Annotated in this window: 11 protein-coding genes; 4 read left to right on the top strand and 7 right to left on the bottom strand. The window is 66.0% G+C overall.

The annotated features are described in order from the left end of the window. Positions 1-11 precede the first annotated feature (11 nt). The 3 genes from ACMGER_RS12400 to ACMGER_RS12390 form a co-directional block, all read right to left on the bottom strand. Positions 12-1,262, bottom strand: coding sequence for an MFS transporter (locus tag ACMGER_RS12400; RefSeq protein WP_436812444.1), 1,251 nt, complete (start codon positions 1,260-1,262; stop codon positions 12-14). A 195-nt stretch (positions 1,263-1,457) separates the two neighbouring features. Then, on the bottom strand, positions 1,458-3,842 hold the full coding sequence (locus tag ACMGER_RS12395) for a TonB-dependent receptor (RefSeq protein ID WP_436812443.1): 2,385 nt from the start codon (positions 3,840-3,842) through the stop codon (positions 1,458-1,460). A 193-nt stretch (positions 3,843-4,035) separates the two neighbouring features. Next, positions 4,036-4,662, bottom strand: coding sequence for an NADPH-dependent FMN reductase (locus ACMGER_RS12390; protein WP_436812442.1), 627 nt, complete (start codon positions 4,660-4,662; stop codon positions 4,036-4,038). Positions 4,663-4,884: 222 nt separating this feature from the next. Between ACMGER_RS12390 and ACMGER_RS12385 the strand changes: the two genes are divergently transcribed. Further along, positions 4,885-5,910, top strand: a complete 1,026-nt coding sequence (locus ACMGER_RS12385; RefSeq protein ID WP_436812441.1) for an aldo/keto reductase — start codon at positions 4,885-4,887, stop codon at positions 5,908-5,910. A gap of 101 nt (positions 5,911-6,011) precedes the next feature. Here ACMGER_RS12385 and ACMGER_RS12380 read toward each other — a convergent pair whose 3' ends face one another. The 4 genes from ACMGER_RS12380 to ACMGER_RS12365 are packed head-to-tail and all read right to left on the bottom strand — an operon-like array spanning position 6,012 to position 9,962. Then, on the bottom strand, positions 6,012-6,755 hold the full coding sequence (locus tag ACMGER_RS12380; protein WP_436812440.1) for a proteasome-type protease: 744 nt from the start codon (positions 6,753-6,755) through the stop codon (positions 6,012-6,014). A gap of 19 nt (positions 6,756-6,774) precedes the next feature. Next, positions 6,775-7,614 (bottom strand): transglutaminase family protein, encoded by an 840-nt coding sequence (locus ACMGER_RS12375; RefSeq protein ID WP_436812439.1) that lies wholly within the window; start codon positions 7,612-7,614, stop codon positions 6,775-6,777. A 1-nt stretch (position 7,615) separates the two neighbouring features. Continuing rightward, positions 7,616-8,551, bottom strand: coding sequence for an alpha-E domain-containing protein (locus ACMGER_RS12370; protein WP_436812438.1), 936 nt, complete (start codon positions 8,549-8,551; stop codon positions 7,616-7,618). A 1-nt stretch (position 8,552) separates the two neighbouring features. Further along, entirely contained in the window at positions 8,553-9,962 is a 1,410-nt protein-coding gene (locus ACMGER_RS12365) for a circularly permuted type 2 ATP-grasp protein (RefSeq protein WP_436812437.1), read from the bottom strand. A 430-nt stretch (positions 9,963-10,392) separates the two neighbouring features. On the opposite strand from ACMGER_RS12365, the gene ACMGER_RS12360 reads away from it, so the two are divergent. The 3 genes from ACMGER_RS12360 to ACMGER_RS12350 all read left to right on the top strand — a co-directional run bounded on the left by ACMGER_RS12360 (position 10,393) and on the right by ACMGER_RS12350 (position 15,314). Further along, positions 10,393-11,223 (top strand): sulfite exporter TauE/SafE family protein, encoded by an 831-nt coding sequence (locus ACMGER_RS12360; protein WP_436812436.1) that lies wholly within the window; start codon positions 10,393-10,395, stop codon positions 11,221-11,223. A gap of 67 nt (positions 11,224-11,290) precedes the next feature. Beyond that, a complete protein-coding gene (locus tag ACMGER_RS12355) occupies positions 11,291-12,478 on the top strand; it encodes a pyridoxal phosphate-dependent aminotransferase (protein WP_436812435.1) in 1,188 nt (395 codons plus the stop codon). A 238-nt stretch (positions 12,479-12,716) separates the two neighbouring features. Continuing rightward, positions 12,717-15,314, top strand: coding sequence for a TonB-dependent receptor plug domain-containing protein (locus ACMGER_RS12350; RefSeq protein WP_436812434.1), 2,598 nt, complete (start codon positions 12,717-12,719; stop codon positions 15,312-15,314). The last annotated feature ends 7 nt before the right edge of the window (positions 15,315-15,321 follow it).

Raw genomic sequence — 15,321 nt, 5'->3', positions numbered from 1 at the left:
TAGGGGCCGGTTCATTCGGCCGGGACCAGCATCGGTTCGGTGGTGGAGAGTTCGGGAGTCCGCTGTTTCGGCGCGCGCAGGAGCAGCATGGCCAGCAACAGTGCCGCGGCCAGCATCAGCGTGAACACCAGGAACATCGGCACGAAGCTGCCCGTGCGGTCCGCCACCCAGCCGGCCGAGAGCGGGCCGAGCACGGCGAAGGTGGTCGCCATCGTCGCCATCGCGGTGAGGTCGCCGGCGATCGCGCTGCCGAAGTAGCGCAGCAGCAGCACATGCGCGCTGAGCCATGAGAAGCCCCAGCCGAGCCCGAAGATCAGCGCGAACACCACGGCCCAGCCCGGGGTCGCGGTCAGGCAGAGCAGCGCCACCGCGCCACACTGGAGCGCCAGGCCGGCGGCGAACAATGTCTTGGGGGCGATCCGCTCGCTGAGCGCGCCGGAGATACCTTTGGCAAAGGTGCCGGTCAGCGCGAGCAGGCTCATCGCCAGCGCCCCCGGCGCGCTGCCGCCGCCGAGGCCCGCGACATGGGTGACGAGGACCGAATGCATCGTCGTGACGACGGTCTGGATCACCATCATGCCGATGGCGAGGATCACGAACGACCGGCTCATCATCGCCTGGCGTACCGTCCAGCGCGAGTCCTCGACGGCCGCAGTCTGCGCGACGCCGGCATTCTTCACCTGCTCGGTCGATTCGACGCGCACCGCGTCACGGATCGTGAACAGGAACATCACGCCGAGCACGAGCGCAGCGACCGCCATCGCCATCCAGTGGACACGCCAGCTTCCGCTTGCACCGACGATGGCGCCGACGATCAGCGGTCCGACCACGCCGCCGAGCGCGCCGGCCATGAAGTAGAAGCCGATCAGCCGCGCCGACGTCTTGGGGAACCAGGTCGCGATCAGATAGATGGCGGGCGACGGCGCGACGAGCGAGAAGCCGATCCCCATCAGGATGGTCGCGACGAAGAACAGCCCGATGCCGCTGACGAGCGAGGCGAGCAGGAAGGCCGCGGCCAGCACCAGGCCGCCGGCGAACATGGTGAAGCGCGTGCCGACCCATTTCATCAGCAGCGGCGGCAGCGGGCTGCTGAGCCCGCACGCCAACCCGAGCAGCGAGAAGCTGGCCCCGGCCGCCGCCTGCGACCAGCCGAGCTCGGCGACCATGGTGTAGAGCACATAGCCGAGCGAGGTGAAGGTGGTCGCGGTCACGAAGAAGAAGCCGAGCGAGACCGAGATCATGATCAGCAGGTTGCGCGACATGCTGGGGCGCTCCTCATGGTGCCGGATTGTCGAGGGCAGAGACTAGGAGTTCGCGCGCGCAAGGCTTGATCGCCTGCGCCCGAAGAGTTGACTGGCGGAGGGGACGGAGGACCGCCGTCCCGGCTCCTCGTCGTCATCCCGGCGAAAGCCGGGATGACGGTTGCGGGCGATGGATGGCGCCCGCGCCACCCGCGATCAGAACTTGTAGCCGATCGTTCCGATCACCTGCCGCGGCGGGATGTAGGTGTCGTAGGTCTGCGCGCTGCCATAGGGGTCCGAGAAGCGCGAGTTGATGCCGTCCTCGTCGAACAGGTTGGTCACGGTGAACGAGAAGCTGAGGTTGGTATCGTCGGGCTGGTAGCGGACGAACAGGTTGGCCTGGCTGTAGCTCGGCGTCGTATCGGTCGCGGAGTCGTTGAACAGCCGGTACTGATACTTGCCGCGGTAGATGTACTGCGCCTTGGCGGTGAGCTGGCCGGGGCCGAGATGGGCGGTGTAGCTGACGCTTGCCGTGCCCTGGACGCTGGGAATCTTGGGCACGCTGTTGCCGTTGATGTTCCGCCGCGCCGCCTCGCGCGCGACCGAGGCGGCGTAGAAATTGTCCCAGAACAGCCAGCTCGGATAGCCCGCCGCGTTCTGCGCCGCGGTGGCGGCGACCGGGTCGAGCGCGAGATAGTCCTTGTCGAACTCGCCGTCGATCAGCGAGACCGTGCCGTCGATCGACCAGTGATCGTCGATCAGCCAGGAGCCTTCGAGCTCGAGGCCGTAGATGCGCGCGCTCGGCGCATTGGCGATGCCTTCGCCGTAGAGCACCGCATCCTCGTCGAGGAACTGCATGTTCCTGTAATTGTAGAGGAAGGCCGAAGCGTTGAGCTGTGCCGTGTTGCCGAGGAAGCGGTTCTTCGACCCGATCTCGAACGAGTCGACGGTCTCGGCCTTGTAGGTCGGCTGGGTACCGTTCGCGAAGCCGAGCAGCGCGGGTGCGGCATAGGGCGCCGAGGAGTTCAGCCCGCCCGGCTTGAAGCCGCGCGTGTAGCTCGCATAGACCATGTTCGACGGCGAGAGCTTGTATTCGACCGCGGCCTTCCCGGTCCATGCGTCGCTGCTGAGGCCGGGCCGCGGCGCGGGCTGGAGATAGGCGCCGGAGATCTGGACGTCGCTGTTGGTCGCCGATTCGCCGGTGAACTTGTCGTGGTTGTACCTGATGCCGCCGGTCACGCCCAGCGCGTCGGTGATCTCATATTTCCCCTCGAAATAGGCCGCCCAGGCCTCGCGCGTGATCGAGGACAGCTCGGCATAGGTGAGCGAGGCGAGGCGCGGATCGTCGAACGGCGTGTCCGCGGGCAGCGCCGGCCGCAGGATATCGTCATCGGAGTCGCGATATTCGACGATGTACTGCGAGTTCTTCGACCAGAGATAGACGCCGCCGAGAATCCAGGTGAAGGGCCCCGAGCCGTTGGAGGCGAGGTTGACCTCCTGCGTCCAGCTCTCGGTGTCGGTCCGCCACAGCGGGACATGGTCGTAGCGGTCGCCGCCGAAGGTGAGCGGGCTGTAGGTCACGTCGTAGAACAGGTCCGACGTCAGCCCGTCGGCGTCCCAGGCCTGCATACTGTGGAGCTTCTGGTAGCTGGTGATCGACTTGATCACCGCGAACGACGTCTCGAGGCGGGCGACGCCGTAATAGAGCTCGGTGTCGATCACCGAACGACCCGGATAATCCTGCGACAGCCGACGCGGATCGGGGTCGGGATCGAGGATGTTCTTCTGCGCCGGGCCGTGGGTGTCGCTCTCATACTGGATCGTGCTGAGCGTGATCGAGAAATTGTCGGCCGGCGCCCAGATCGCGGCCGCCTTCCACCCGGTCTCGTCCTGCTGGTCGAGCTCATATTCGGGCTGGCCCGGCACGCCCGTCGCGATCGCATAGCCGTCGTGCGCCAGATGCTGCACGGCACCGCGGATCGCGAAGGTGGAGCCGAGCGGCAGGTTGACCGCCGCATCGGTCTTGACCAGGCCATAGTTGCCGAAGCCGACGTTGGCATTGCCGGCGAAGTCCTTGAGCGACGGCTGGTTGGTCACGACGTTGATCGTGCCGCCGGTCGAACCCTGGCCGAAGGTCGTGCCCTGCGGCCCGCGCAGCACCTCGACCTGGCCGACGTCGATGAAGGCGGCGTTCGCGGCGATCGAGTTGAAGATGTAGACGCCGTCGACGTGATAGGAGACGCCAGGCTGGGTATTGGTGTTCTCCGGCGTCTCGGAGCCGATGCCACGGATCGAGATCATGCGTTCGCCGCCGCCGCTGCGCGCCACCACCAGGCCGGGCACGAGGCCGTTGAGCCCGGTGACCTCGGTGACATTGGCCTCGCTCAGCTTCTCCGCCGTGACCGCGGAGACCGACAGCGGCGCCTCCTGGAGATTGACGTCGCGCCGTTCCGCCGTGACGACGATGTCGGTGAGCTGCTCCTGATCGCTCGCCGTGCTCGCGGCGCTGGCGACCGCCTGAGCCCATGCTCCGGCCGGCACCATTGCCAGCGTCGAAGCGCCCGCCGCGAGCAGCATCTTGTTGCGCAGCCTGTACACCATGACCGGTCCCCCCGAAGCTCGTGTGTCGCCTCCCGGGCTCCCTTCTCGCGAGGACGTGCCCAAAGTGGGGTAATTGAGCCATCGAAGCGGGGCGCGGGTCTTGTGCGCGAGCGAATAACTAGTTGACGTCAAAGTGTCGCAATTCGGCGCGCCCGATTGCAGGGCTCTCGTGTAAATGGCAGGAGTCTAGCGATTAATTCGCGGCATGAAGCGCGGCGGCCGGGGTCGACCTCGCCTGGTCGGTCGGGTGCGTGGACGTGCTGCACCGCAACTGAGCGAAACCGAGGACCTGCTGCCCCACCAGCGCGAGCTGGGCCGAAACGGCCGGATCGGTGCAGACGCCATCCACGAAACGGCTGACCGCGGCGTTGACCGTCACGCCGAGCGGAGTCGGCCAGCCGCGCAGCGCATGGACGACCGAGCGCAGCGTGGCGAGCGTGGAGCCGGTCGCCTGCCAGCCGTGGGCGGTCACGACCAGGCCCACCGGAACGCCGTCGAGATAGGGCCGCGGATCGCGTGCGGTCTCCTCGAGATGGTCGAGCGCATTCTTGACGAGCCCCGACACGGAGCCGTGATAGCCGGGGCTGGCGATGATCAGCCCGTCGGCCGCGCGCACCGCGGCGATGAGCGCTTCGGCGATCGACGAGCTGCGTGCGCCTGCGGTGAGGTACAGCGGGAGCCGGGAAAGCGTTTCGCCGCCGAAAAGCTCGGTTCGCGCGCCGAGCCGCCCGGCCTCGGCCAATGCCAGGCGCAGCGCGGCCTCAGTGGAAGAACCGGCAGCGGGCGTGCCGCCGATGCCGACGATGAAAGGCGCGCGCATGGGACGACCTCACGATCTCAAGCTGAACAACAGGCTGTTGCGGTGCTGGGAAACGATGCGGACCCGGTCAACATGCGGCTGAGGCGCTGGCGGTGCTGGACAGGAATTTGGGGAACCAGGATCAAGGACCGACCCGATCGCCGGTCGAAGCAAAGGATGCGCGCAGGATCAAGACCTGCCCGATGAGGGGTGCGACAGCCGCATATCCGCAGGAGAACGTTCATGGCGACCGCAACCACCAGCCTGCCGACCCGCGCGCTCGGCCGCACCGGCATGGCGATCACGCGGGTCGGTTTCGGCGCCTGGGCGATCGGTGGGCCGGACTGGGCGGTCGGCTGGGGGCCGCAGGACGATGCGGCGTCGATCCGCGCGATCCGCCACGCGGTCGAACGCGGGATCAACTGGATCGACACCGCCGCCATCTACGGGCTCGGCCATTCCGAGGAGATCGTCGGCCGGGCGATCGCGGGGATGCCGCAGTCGGAGCGGCCTTATGTCTTCACCAAATGCGGGCAGGTCTGGCTGCCCGACGACCGCAACAGCAAGCTCAGGGTCGGCCGCGCCGACAGCATCCGTCGGGAGGTGGAGGCCTCGCTCACCCGACTCGGCGTCGACGTGATCGATCTCTATCAGATGCACTGGCCGGCCGACGACGGCACTCCGCTGGAGGAGTATTGGCAGACGCTGCTCGACCTCAAGGCCGAGGGAAAGGTGCGGGCGGTGGGCCTGTCCAACCATAGCGCCGCGCAGCTCGACCGTGCTGAGGTCCTAGGTCATGTCGACACGCTGCAGCCGCCGCTCTCGGCGATCCACCGCGCCGCTGCCGAGCGCGAGCTGCCCTGGTGCGCGGCGCATGGGACGGGGGTGATCGTCTACAGCCCGATGCAGTCGGGGCTCCTGTCCGGCGGCTTTTCGGGTGACCGTATCGCGCGGTTGCCCGCGAACGACTGGCGGTCGCGTCATCCCGACTTCACCGGGGAGGCGTTGCAGCGCAATCTGACACTCGCCGACGCGTTCGTGCCGGTGGCGGAGTGCCATGGGGTAAGCCGGGCTGCGGCCGCGATCGCTTGGGTGCTCGCCTGGCCGGCGGTGACCGGCGCGATCGTCGGCGCGCGCAGCCCGGAGCAGGTGGACGGGTGGATCGCGGCGGCATCGCTGGAGCTGGATTCGAGCGATATGAAGGCGATCGCGGCCGCTATCCATGCAACCGGCGCGGGCGAAGGTCCCCACGCACCTAGGGAGGATTGAAAAGGGTCGCACTTCCTTCGGAGTAAAGGTCGATCCGACCTAGCGCCAATCTAGCGGATTTCGGGAGTTGAACATTTGGGGAAGGTCTTCCGGGCAGGGAGCTAGGCGCTCGAACCGATATCCGGCAGGCCCTTGAAGGCATTGCGGAGCGCCTCACCCCAGTGCTGCGAAATGGCGAGAAAGCGCGGATCGTCCGCCTCGATCCGCTCCCGCGTATCGAACGCCAGGCTGTCCCGGTGCATCACCGCCAGATCGAGCGGCATTCCGACCGACAGGTTCGAGCGCAACGTCGAATCCATCGATACGCACACCGCCTTCACCACCTCGTCGAGCGGTGTCTCGATCGAAAGCACCCGATCGAGGATCGGCTTGCCATACTTGTGCTCGCCGATCTGGAAATAGGGCGTATCCTCGGTCGCCTCGACGAAATTGCCCGCCGAGTAGACCATGAACAGCCGGTGCTGCCCGCCCTTGCACTGGCCCGCGACGAGGATCGTCGCATCGGCGCCGGCGCCCTCCGCCTGGATCGAGTCGCGATAGCGGTCCTGCAGGCCCTGCATCGCCTCGCCGACCAGTTCGGCGATGCGGTACATGCTCTCGGCATTGAGGATCGTCTCGACGGAAGAGTCTTCGCCCGACTTCTCGATCCGGGTGTTGAGACGATTGATGACGCCCTGGGTGATCGACAGATTGCCGGAGGTCATCATGCCGATCGCCCGCTCGTCCGCAGCCTCCCAGATGAACATCTTGGAAAACCGCGAAATGTTGTCGACACCGGCATTGGTCCGCGTGTCCGATAGCAGCACCAGACCCTCGGCGACACGCACCGCGACGCAATAGGTCATGTGAAGTCGCGCTCCCGGATCATTGCTGCTGTTGCTGAATCGCTGCGATATCGCCCTCGCTGCGAGCGATGCGGACATCGGCGGAGACGGTGCCCGGTCCTCCGCCGATCACGATCCCGCGTACGGGCGCGGCATCACGGGCGTCGAGGCCTATGCACAGGCGGACGTACCGCTCGGTCGTGCAGATGCCGTTGGTCACGTCGAACCCGATCCAGCCCAGCCTCCCGACAAACGCTTCAGCCCAGGCGTGCGTCTCGAACTGCTGATCCGTCTCCTCGCCCGCCAGCAGGTAACCGGCGACATACCGCGCCGGCACGCCCTGGGCCCGCGCCGCGGCGATGAAGATGTGCGCATGATCCTGGCACACCCCGCCGTCGCCGGCGAGCGCGGCCGTAGCCGATGTCCCGCTGTCGGTGATGCCGCCGCGATAGGGCAGCGCTTCACGCACGCGGGCGCTTAGGGCGTGAAGGCCTGCCAGTACGTCTGCACCCTGGTTCAAGCCGTCGCCAAGCGTCGCGATCGCCGTATCCGCTGCGGTCAACGGTGTATCGCGAAGGAAGATCGCCGGCGGGCTCGCATGGCGCAGGCCCTTGACGATGCCCGCCTTGTCCTCGGTATCGATGCAGCCGTGTGCGACGATCTCGAGCTGGTCGCGGTGGCCCTGGCTCAGCCATTGCGCCAGGTGCTCTCCATAGCCGCCGACGATCGCGGGCCGGATCTCCTCGCCGTCGACCTCGACCTTCCATTCGACGACCCGCTGGCCCTCGAAGCTCTGCGGAAACAGCTTGAGCCGCAGCGCCAGGCCGGCCGCGCCTTCGGGATAGCGCATGTGAGTCAAATGGCGGACGACGAGCAGCATGTCAGGCGAAGTGATAGGCGTGCGCGATCTCGCGCGACAGCTGGTTGGTGACGAAGAGCGCGTTCTGGACGAACTCGTGCAGGCCGCCCTCGAAAATCTCGCCGCTCTCGCGGCTGTGCAGCTCGGACAGCATGGTCGCGGCGGTCTCATGCGCGGCGCTGCGGCGGCCGTGCGCCCGCGCAAGGCGTTCGAGGTGCCAGCCGATCTGCCCGAAGCAGAACGACACCGATCGCGGGAATTGCGGATTGAGGATCAGCAGGTCCGCGATCCGCCAGGGCGTATAGTCGCCGCCGCCATAGACATGATGATAGGCGCGCGCTGCCGACAAGGCGTGCAGGACCGAGGTCCACTGATAATGATCGCGCCCGCCGCCGATGACGGCGGTCTCGGGCAGCAGCACATAATATTTCACGTCGAGGAGCCGGAGCGTCATCTCCGCGCGCTCCAGCGCCCCGCCGATGCGCAGGAAGTCATGGCCCTCGTTGCGCAGCTGCCCCGTCTCGACCGCGCCGCGGAAGGTGGATGCCCGGGTCTTCACCCAATCAATCAGCTCAGCGAGATCGCGCCTCGCTCGCACGACGTCGTAGAGCTCCAGCCGCCGCCAGTCCTCGTTGAGCGCTTCCCACATGTCCTGTGTGAGCGCCGTGCGCACGGCTCGACCGTTGTTGCGGGCGCGCTGCAGGCACGCACGGATCGACGAGGAATTGGTTTCGTCGAGCAGCAGCAGGTGGACGATATCCGCCTCTGCCACCGGCCGCTCGCCGTCGATCAGGCCGTCGCATCCGGTCACCCGCAGCACCGAGCGCCATTCCTCGCGGTGGATCGGCCCGGGCAGGATCGCCATGCGCTGACCCATCTGGATCAAGCGTGCCGTGCTCTCCGCCCGCTCGATGTAGCGGGCCATCCAGAAGATGTTCTCGGCAGTGCGGCTCAACATGTCAGTCGTCCAGCACCCATGTGTCCTTGACGCCGCCGCCCTGCGACGAATTGACGACGAGCGACCCCTCGGTCAACGCGACGCGGGTCAGCCCGCCGGGAACCAGCCGCATCTGCTTTCCGACCAGGCAATAGGGTCGAAAGTCGACGTGACGGCCGACGACGCCCCTGGCGCCCAGCACCGGCGCGGTCGAAAGATCGAGCGTCGGTTGGGCGATGAAGTCGGCGGGGTTGGCGCGGATCCGCTCGGCATAGGCGGCGATCTCCGCGCGCGTCGCCTTCGGACCGATCAGCATCCCGTAGCCGCCGGAGCCGTGCACCTCCTTCACGACCAGTTCGTGGAGATGCCCGACCACATGGGCGCATTCGTCGGGCAGCGCGCACCGCCAGGTCGGCACATTCTGCAGGATCGGCGCTTCGGAAAGGTAGAAACGGATCATCTCCGGCACGAACAGGTAGATCGCCTTGTCGTCGGCGATGCCGGCGCCGGGCGCCGAGCACAACGTGACGCCGCCCGCGCGATAGGCGCCGAACAGGCCGGCCACGCCCAGCATGGAATCGGGCCGGAAGGTGAGGGGATCGATGAAGTCGTCGTCGATCCGCCGATAGATCACGTCGACGCGCTTCGGGCCGCCAGTGGTCTTCATCCACACCTTGTCGTCGTCGACATAGAGGTCCATCGGCTCGACCAGCTCGACTCCCATCAGGTCGGCGAGGAAGCTGTGCTCGTAATAGGCCGAGTTGAACGAGCCCGGCGTCAGCACGACCACCGTCGGATCGCTGCCGGCGCCTGCGGGCGCCACTTCCTTGAGCGTCGCGAGCAGGTCGTTGGGGTAGGAGTCGACCGGCGCCACGCGCGTGGACGCGAACAGCTCGGGGAACATGCGCTGCATGATCTCGCGGTTCTCGAGCATGTAGCTGACGCCGGAGGGCGTACGGCAATTGTCCTCCAGCACCTGGAAGCCGTCCTCCTCGGTGCGGATGATGTCGATGCCGACGATGTGGCTGTAGACGCGCCCCGGCGGATCGAAGCCGATCATTTCCGGCTCGAAGGCCCGGTTTTGATAGACCAGCTCGCCTGGCACGATCCCCGCGCGAATGATCTCGCCGCGATGGTAGACGTCGTAAAGAAAGGCGTTGAGCGCGCGTGCCCGCTGTCGGATGCCGCGGTCGAGCATACGCCATTCCGCGGCCGAAAAGATCCGCGGGAGCAGGTCGAAGGGAATCAGCCGTTCGGGGTCGCCGCCTTCGCCATAGACTGCGAAGGTGATGCCGATGCGGCGGAAGATCGTCTCGGCTTCCTGGAGCCGCCGTCCCAGCTCTTCGATGCCGACCTCCTCGACCCAGCGCTGGACCTGGGCATAGCAGGGCCGCACCGTGCCCGATCGATCGATCATCTCGAAAAAGGCCATCCGCCCTCCGCCACAGGCCGGTAATGATGCGCTGCACAACGGAATACGCAAGAGCCAATTGAGGCATTGTCCCATATCCAGCGCCCGAAACCAGACGTTCAGGTTCCGGCCAATGGGATCCGAATGTGGTCGCTCGGTTTCGTGAGCTGCCGGAGCGGCTGGCCCTCTGCAGGGCTGACCGGCTCCGCAATTGAGTCGAGCCGTGTGTGAATGGACCGCTCTAGAAGCAGTCCGTTGGCGATCGACCGCTCCGCCAATCGATGGAATGGCGCCGATAATTGATCCCTAGCGGCAAATTAATTGACGGAAACGCGAGGTCTGGAGTTTTTTGTTGCCAGAATGAACACTTGCACAGCTTGTTGAGCGATAGGCGCGGCGGACAGCAACGAGCGGCGCAACTGGAGAGGCCTCACACTCAAGGGGGTGAATCTTGGCCGCTTCGCAAGGCTTTTGGCTGATTCCGTTGACCGCATTGCTATGCGCCGGACTTGTTGCCGGATTTGCTGCGGGCATTTTCGGCATCGGCGGAGGTTTCATCGTCGTGCCGGCATTGATGCTCGTCCTGCCGCTGCTGGGCGGCGACAAGCATCAATATGCCCACGTCGCCATCGGTACGTCGGCCGCGACGATTATCCTGACGTCACTTCGATCCCTTCGATCCCACGCCAAGCGCGGCGCGGTGGAATTCGAGATTTTGAAGGCATGGGCGCCGTGGCTGATCTTCGGAGATGCCGCAGGAGTCATCCTTGCCGACCATGTCGATGGGCATGTTCTCCTGATCATCTTCGCCGTCGGCGTGCTATTGATGTCATTGAACTTCCTGGTGCCGCGTCTGAGTGATCATGTGATCTCGGATTCGATGCCGGGGCTCGCACCTCGCGCCGCCATTGCCGGAGGACTCGGCACCTTTTCCTCGCTGCTTGGGATCGGGGGCGGCACGATCGCCATCATGGTGATGACGCTCTGCGGCCGTTCGATCCATCGGGCGATCGCGACCGCTTCGGGCATCGGCGCGCTGATCGCGATCCCCAGCGCGATCGGTTTCGCCGTCATCGGCTTCCGCCAGCCTGGCCTGCCCTGGGGATCGCTCGGCTACGTCAACTTGCCGGCAACGGCCGTCATCGCGTCGATGTCGATACTGACGGCTCCCCTCGGCGTCGCTGCCGCACACAGCTTGCCGCCCGGACCGCTCAAGCGCGTGTTCGGTCTCTATCTCGTCTTCATCTCGATCGTGATGTTGAGGAACGCGATGAAATTCTGAGTTCCTCGGGGGGCACCGTTGCGGACGACCACCGGCGACAAGGCCGGCGAACAAGGGAGTATCGAAGATGACCGATTGTGAAAGCGCCAGCGGGACCGCGCTCAGCGAGGCGGCAACCGATGATCTCCTCAGCCGTGGCTATGCACGCCGTGATCTCGCGCGCCTCGCCACGGTCTTCGGCGTCGGCGCGTTGGCGGCGGCGAGCGGACGGCCGGCCTGGGCGTCGGGCGGCGTGCCCGATCCGGCGCCGAGCGCAAAGACGCGGATCGGCGCCAACGAGTGCTGGACCGGACCGCTCGGGCCGGGCCGCGCCGCGGCGGAGAAGATGGTCGCGCGAAGCAACCGCTATTCCCCGCACAACGAGCGCAACGATTTCATCAAGGCGGTGATGGCCGTCGAGGGGGTGCCCGCCGACCACGTCGCTCCATGGCCGGGGTCGAGCGACCCGCTGTCGCGTGCGGTGGTGAGCTATTGCTCGCCGACGAAAGGGCTGGTGACCGCCGACCCCACCTTCGAGCTCGCCGGCCGCACCGCGACGTGGCTCGGCGCGCCGGTGAAGACCGTGCCGCTGACGCCGGATTTCCGGCACGACGTGAAAGCGATGCTGGCGGCCGACCCCGATGCCGGACTGTTCTACATCTGCACGCCCAACAATCCGACGGGTACGATCACGCCGCTGGCCGATATCGAGTGGCTGATCGCCAACAAGCCGGCGGGATCGATGGTGCTGATCGACGAGGCCTATACCCATTTCGCCGGCGCGCCGGTCGCATCCTACATGGCGACCAAATATCCCGACGTGATCGTGATGCGGACCTTCTCCAAGATCTTCGGCATGGCCGGGATGCGGATGGGATTCATCATGACCAATCCGGCCAATATCACGAAGATGATGCGCTATGATGGCGGGATGCAGTCGGGCGCTCTGCCCTTGCCGTCGCTGGCCTGCGCGACGGCAAGCATCCAGGCCGGGCAGCTAATCGCGCAGCGTCGTGCGCAGATGCAGGAGGCGCGCGCGTTCGCGCTCGAGCATGTCAGAAAACGCGGGCTGACGGTCATGCCGACCGAGGCGAACATGTTCATGATCGACTGGAAGACGAAGCCGGCGAAGGACATGCAGGCCGCTTTCCGGACCCAGAGCGTGGAGATCGGCCGCTCCTGGCCGGTCTGGCCCACGGTATCGCGCGTGACCGTCGGTTCGATGAGGGACATGACCGCTTTCTGCAAGGCGCTCGACAAGGTCTGGGTCGCCTGATGCGATCAAGCGCCGTTCGCGCATTGTCCGAACGACGAGACGCCAACGGCACCCACGCGCGTCACCGCCGCGCGGCCCTATCACGAAATCCGGATCGCCTGTTGCCACGCCCGGTGGGCGCGGCAGCCAATCCGTTCGCGTCGCGACGAGCAAGGACAAGACAGGTCCGCCGCGTCTTCGCGAACGGCATCGAGTGGGAGGGGGACCTGAAGGCTTTCTCTTGAAAGGGGCCTTCACGATGAAAAGAACGGTATCGATTGCGGCACTTGCGCTGGGCACATTGTGGGCGGCCGGGGCACATGCCAAGACGGCCGACGAGGCGGCAAGCGGGCCGCCGGCCGCTGCGCCCGACGATCCCCAGTCGACCGCGGTTTCCGCCACGACGAGCGCCGATACCGTCGACGAAATCATCGTCACCGGTACGCGCGTCGTCGGCATCACGGCGGCGGAAAGCGCCACGCCGATCAAGGTCTTTGACGACACGGCGCTCAGCCGCGTGGGCCAACCGAACCTGAACCAGGTGCTGACGCAGCTCGTTCCATCGTTCAATGCGCAGGCGTTCGGCGGCGACACCGCGAACCTGACCCTGTCGGCACGCCTCCGCGGCCTCAGCCCCAACCACACGCTGGTACTCGTGAACGGCAAGCGCCGACATGGCACCGCCAATCTTGCGGTGCTGGGCGGACCCTATCAGGGCGCGGCGACCGCCGATCTCGATCTCATCACGCCCGGGTCGATCAAACGGATCGAGGTGCTGGAACAGGGCGCTGCCGCACAATATGGCTCCGACGCCATCGCCGGCGTCATCAACATCATCCTCAAGGACGACGCGAGCGGCGGCGAAGCGACCGCTACCGGCGGCTCCTATTACGATACCGGCGGGGAGACTTATGCCGGCACCCTCTCCCTCGGCACGAAGATCGGCGAGGACGGCTTCCTCAATCTCACCGCCTTCCACCGCTTTCACGACTTCAGCCAGGTCGGCGGCCTCGACCGGCGCGTGACCGACACCAGCGGCACCCTGCGCACCAACCTCACCCCGGCGCAGCAGGCGCTCTATGCCGGCATTCCCGGCTTTCCCTATGTCAACAAGATCACCGGCGACGCGCGCTCGCACCTCACCAACCTGCAATACAATGCGGGTTATGATTTCGGCGACGTGAAGTTCTACAGCTTCGGCACCTATTCGAAGCGCATCGCGTCGGCCTATGAAAACCTGCGCGTGCCCGATCGTATCATCGCCTCGCCGGTGCTGGGCGTCGGCGGATCGCTCGGCGCGCCAGGCTCGATCGTCTTCGACCCCGAAGGCGACATCCCGCCCAACGGCTTCAGCCCGCGCGAAGGCATCCGCGAGGACGATTACGCGCTGGTGGGCGGCGTCAAGGGCGAGCTGAACGGCTTCCGCTGGGACATCAGCTTGAGTTTCGGGCAGGACAAGAACCTGATCTACACGCTCGACTCGGCCAATCGCTCGCTGTTCATCGACACCCATTTCACCCCGACCGAATTCTACAACGGCTTCTTCAAGGCGACCGAATGGACCGCCAATGCCGATTTCTCCAAGGACGTCGAGCTCGGGATGGCGAACCCGCTCAACGTCGCGTTCGGGGGAGAGTATCGCAAGAACATCTACGAGATCGGTTCGGGCGATCCGGCGTCGATCTACAAGGAGGGCGGGCAGTCCTATCCGGGCTTCCGGCCGTCCGATGCGGGCGAGCATAGCCGGCACAATTGGGCCGCCTATCTCGATCTTTCGGCCGAACCCGTCGATGGGCTGAAACTCGACGGCGCGTTGCGCTACGAGGATTATTCGGACTTCGGATCGACCTGGACCTACAAGGCGACGGGACGGTATGATTTCAGCCCGGCGGTCGCGCTCCGCGGCACGATCTCGACCGGCTTCCGGGCGCCGACGCTCGCCGAGGGCTATTATTCGGCGACCAACGTTTCTCCGACCTCGGCCTTCGTGCAGCTTCCCGCCAATTCGGCCGCAGCCAAGCTGCTCGGCTTCAGCGACCTCCGACCCGAGAAGTCGACCAACTACAGCGCGGGCCTCGTGTTCAGGCCGGCGCCGCGGCTGGTGGTCACGCTCGACGCCTATCAGGTGAAGATCCGCAACCGCATTCTCGGCACCGGGGCGATCTTCGGCAGCGGCGGCGCGGTCAATTTCCCCGTGGTGACGCAGGCCATCATCGCCAACGGCAACGTGCTCGACCCGACGGTGAGCCAGACCGGCATCAACATCTTCACCAACGGCGCGGATACGAGGACGCGCGGCGTCGACCTCGTGCTGAGCTACGCCAGTGACTTCGGTTCCGCCGGCAAGGTCGACTGGATGGTCTCCGGGACCTACAACGAGACCAAGGCGACGCGGATCGGGCTCGCCCCGGCCGAGCTCACGCCGCCGGGCGGCGCGGCGCCCATCGCGCTGTTCGACAGGTCGGCGATCGCCAATCTGGAAACCGCGTCGCCGAAGGTGAAGGTGATAGGCTCGGCCAATTACAGCCTCGGCGATTTTGCCGCGGCGCTGCGCGGCACCGTCTTCGGCCACAGCTCGACCTATGCCTCGCCCAATGGCGGCACCTATTACAAGCAGGAGATCGGCACGGCGCTGATCATCGATCTCGACGCCAGCTATACCGTCGACGAGACGGTCACGTTCACGATCGGCGCCAACAACCTGTTCAACAAGAAACCGCCGACGGTCGCGCTGGTGCCCGGCACGAGCGACTTCACGCTGGTGAACGGCGGCAGCGTTCTCGACGCGCCGCTGACCTTCTCGCCGTACGGGATCAACGGCGGCTATTATTACGGCCGCGTATCGATCAAGTTCTGACCCATGC

Source organism: Sphingomonas astragali (genome assembly GCF_051400615.1).
In the GTDB taxonomy this organism is placed as follows: domain Bacteria; phylum Pseudomonadota; class Alphaproteobacteria; order Sphingomonadales; family Sphingomonadaceae; genus Sphingomonas.
The sequence above is the reverse complement of the archived record's forward strand: the minus strand, read 5'-3'. Positions and strand labels throughout refer to the sequence as shown.

Excerpts from the sequence above, each read along its gene's own strand:
- ACMGER_RS12400 (WP_436812444.1), bottom strand. The coding sequence starts at position 1,262 with ATGTCGCGCAACCTGCTGATCATGATCTCGGTCTCGCTCGGCTTCTTC.
- ACMGER_RS12395 (WP_436812443.1), bottom strand. The coding sequence starts at position 3,842 with ATGGTGTACAGGCTGCGCAACAAGATGCTGCTCGCGGCGGGCGCTTCG.
- ACMGER_RS12390 (WP_436812442.1), bottom strand. The coding sequence starts at position 4,662 with ATGCGCGCGCCTTTCATCGTCGGCATCGGCGGCACGCCCGCTGCCGGT.
- ACMGER_RS12385 (WP_436812441.1), top strand. The coding sequence starts at position 4,885 with ATGGCGACCGCAACCACCAGCCTGCCGACCCGCGCGCTCGGCCGCACC.
- ACMGER_RS12380 (WP_436812440.1), bottom strand. The coding sequence starts at position 6,755 with ATGACCTATTGCGTCGCGGTGCGTGTCGCCGAGGGTCTGGTGCTGCTA.
- ACMGER_RS12375 (WP_436812439.1), bottom strand. The coding sequence starts at position 7,614 with ATGCTGCTCGTCGTCCGCCATTTGACTCACATGCGCTATCCCGAAGGC.
- ACMGER_RS12370 (WP_436812438.1), bottom strand. The coding sequence starts at position 8,551 with ATGTTGAGCCGCACTGCCGAGAACATCTTCTGGATGGCCCGCTACATC.
- ACMGER_RS12365 (WP_436812437.1), bottom strand. The coding sequence starts at position 9,962 with ATGGCCTTTTTCGAGATGATCGATCGATCGGGCACGGTGCGGCCCTGC.
- ACMGER_RS12355 (WP_436812435.1), top strand. The coding sequence starts at position 11,291 with ATGACCGATTGTGAAAGCGCCAGCGGGACCGCGCTCAGCGAGGCGGCA.
- ACMGER_RS12350 (WP_436812434.1), top strand. The coding sequence starts at position 12,717 with ATGAAAAGAACGGTATCGATTGCGGCACTTGCGCTGGGCACATTGTGG.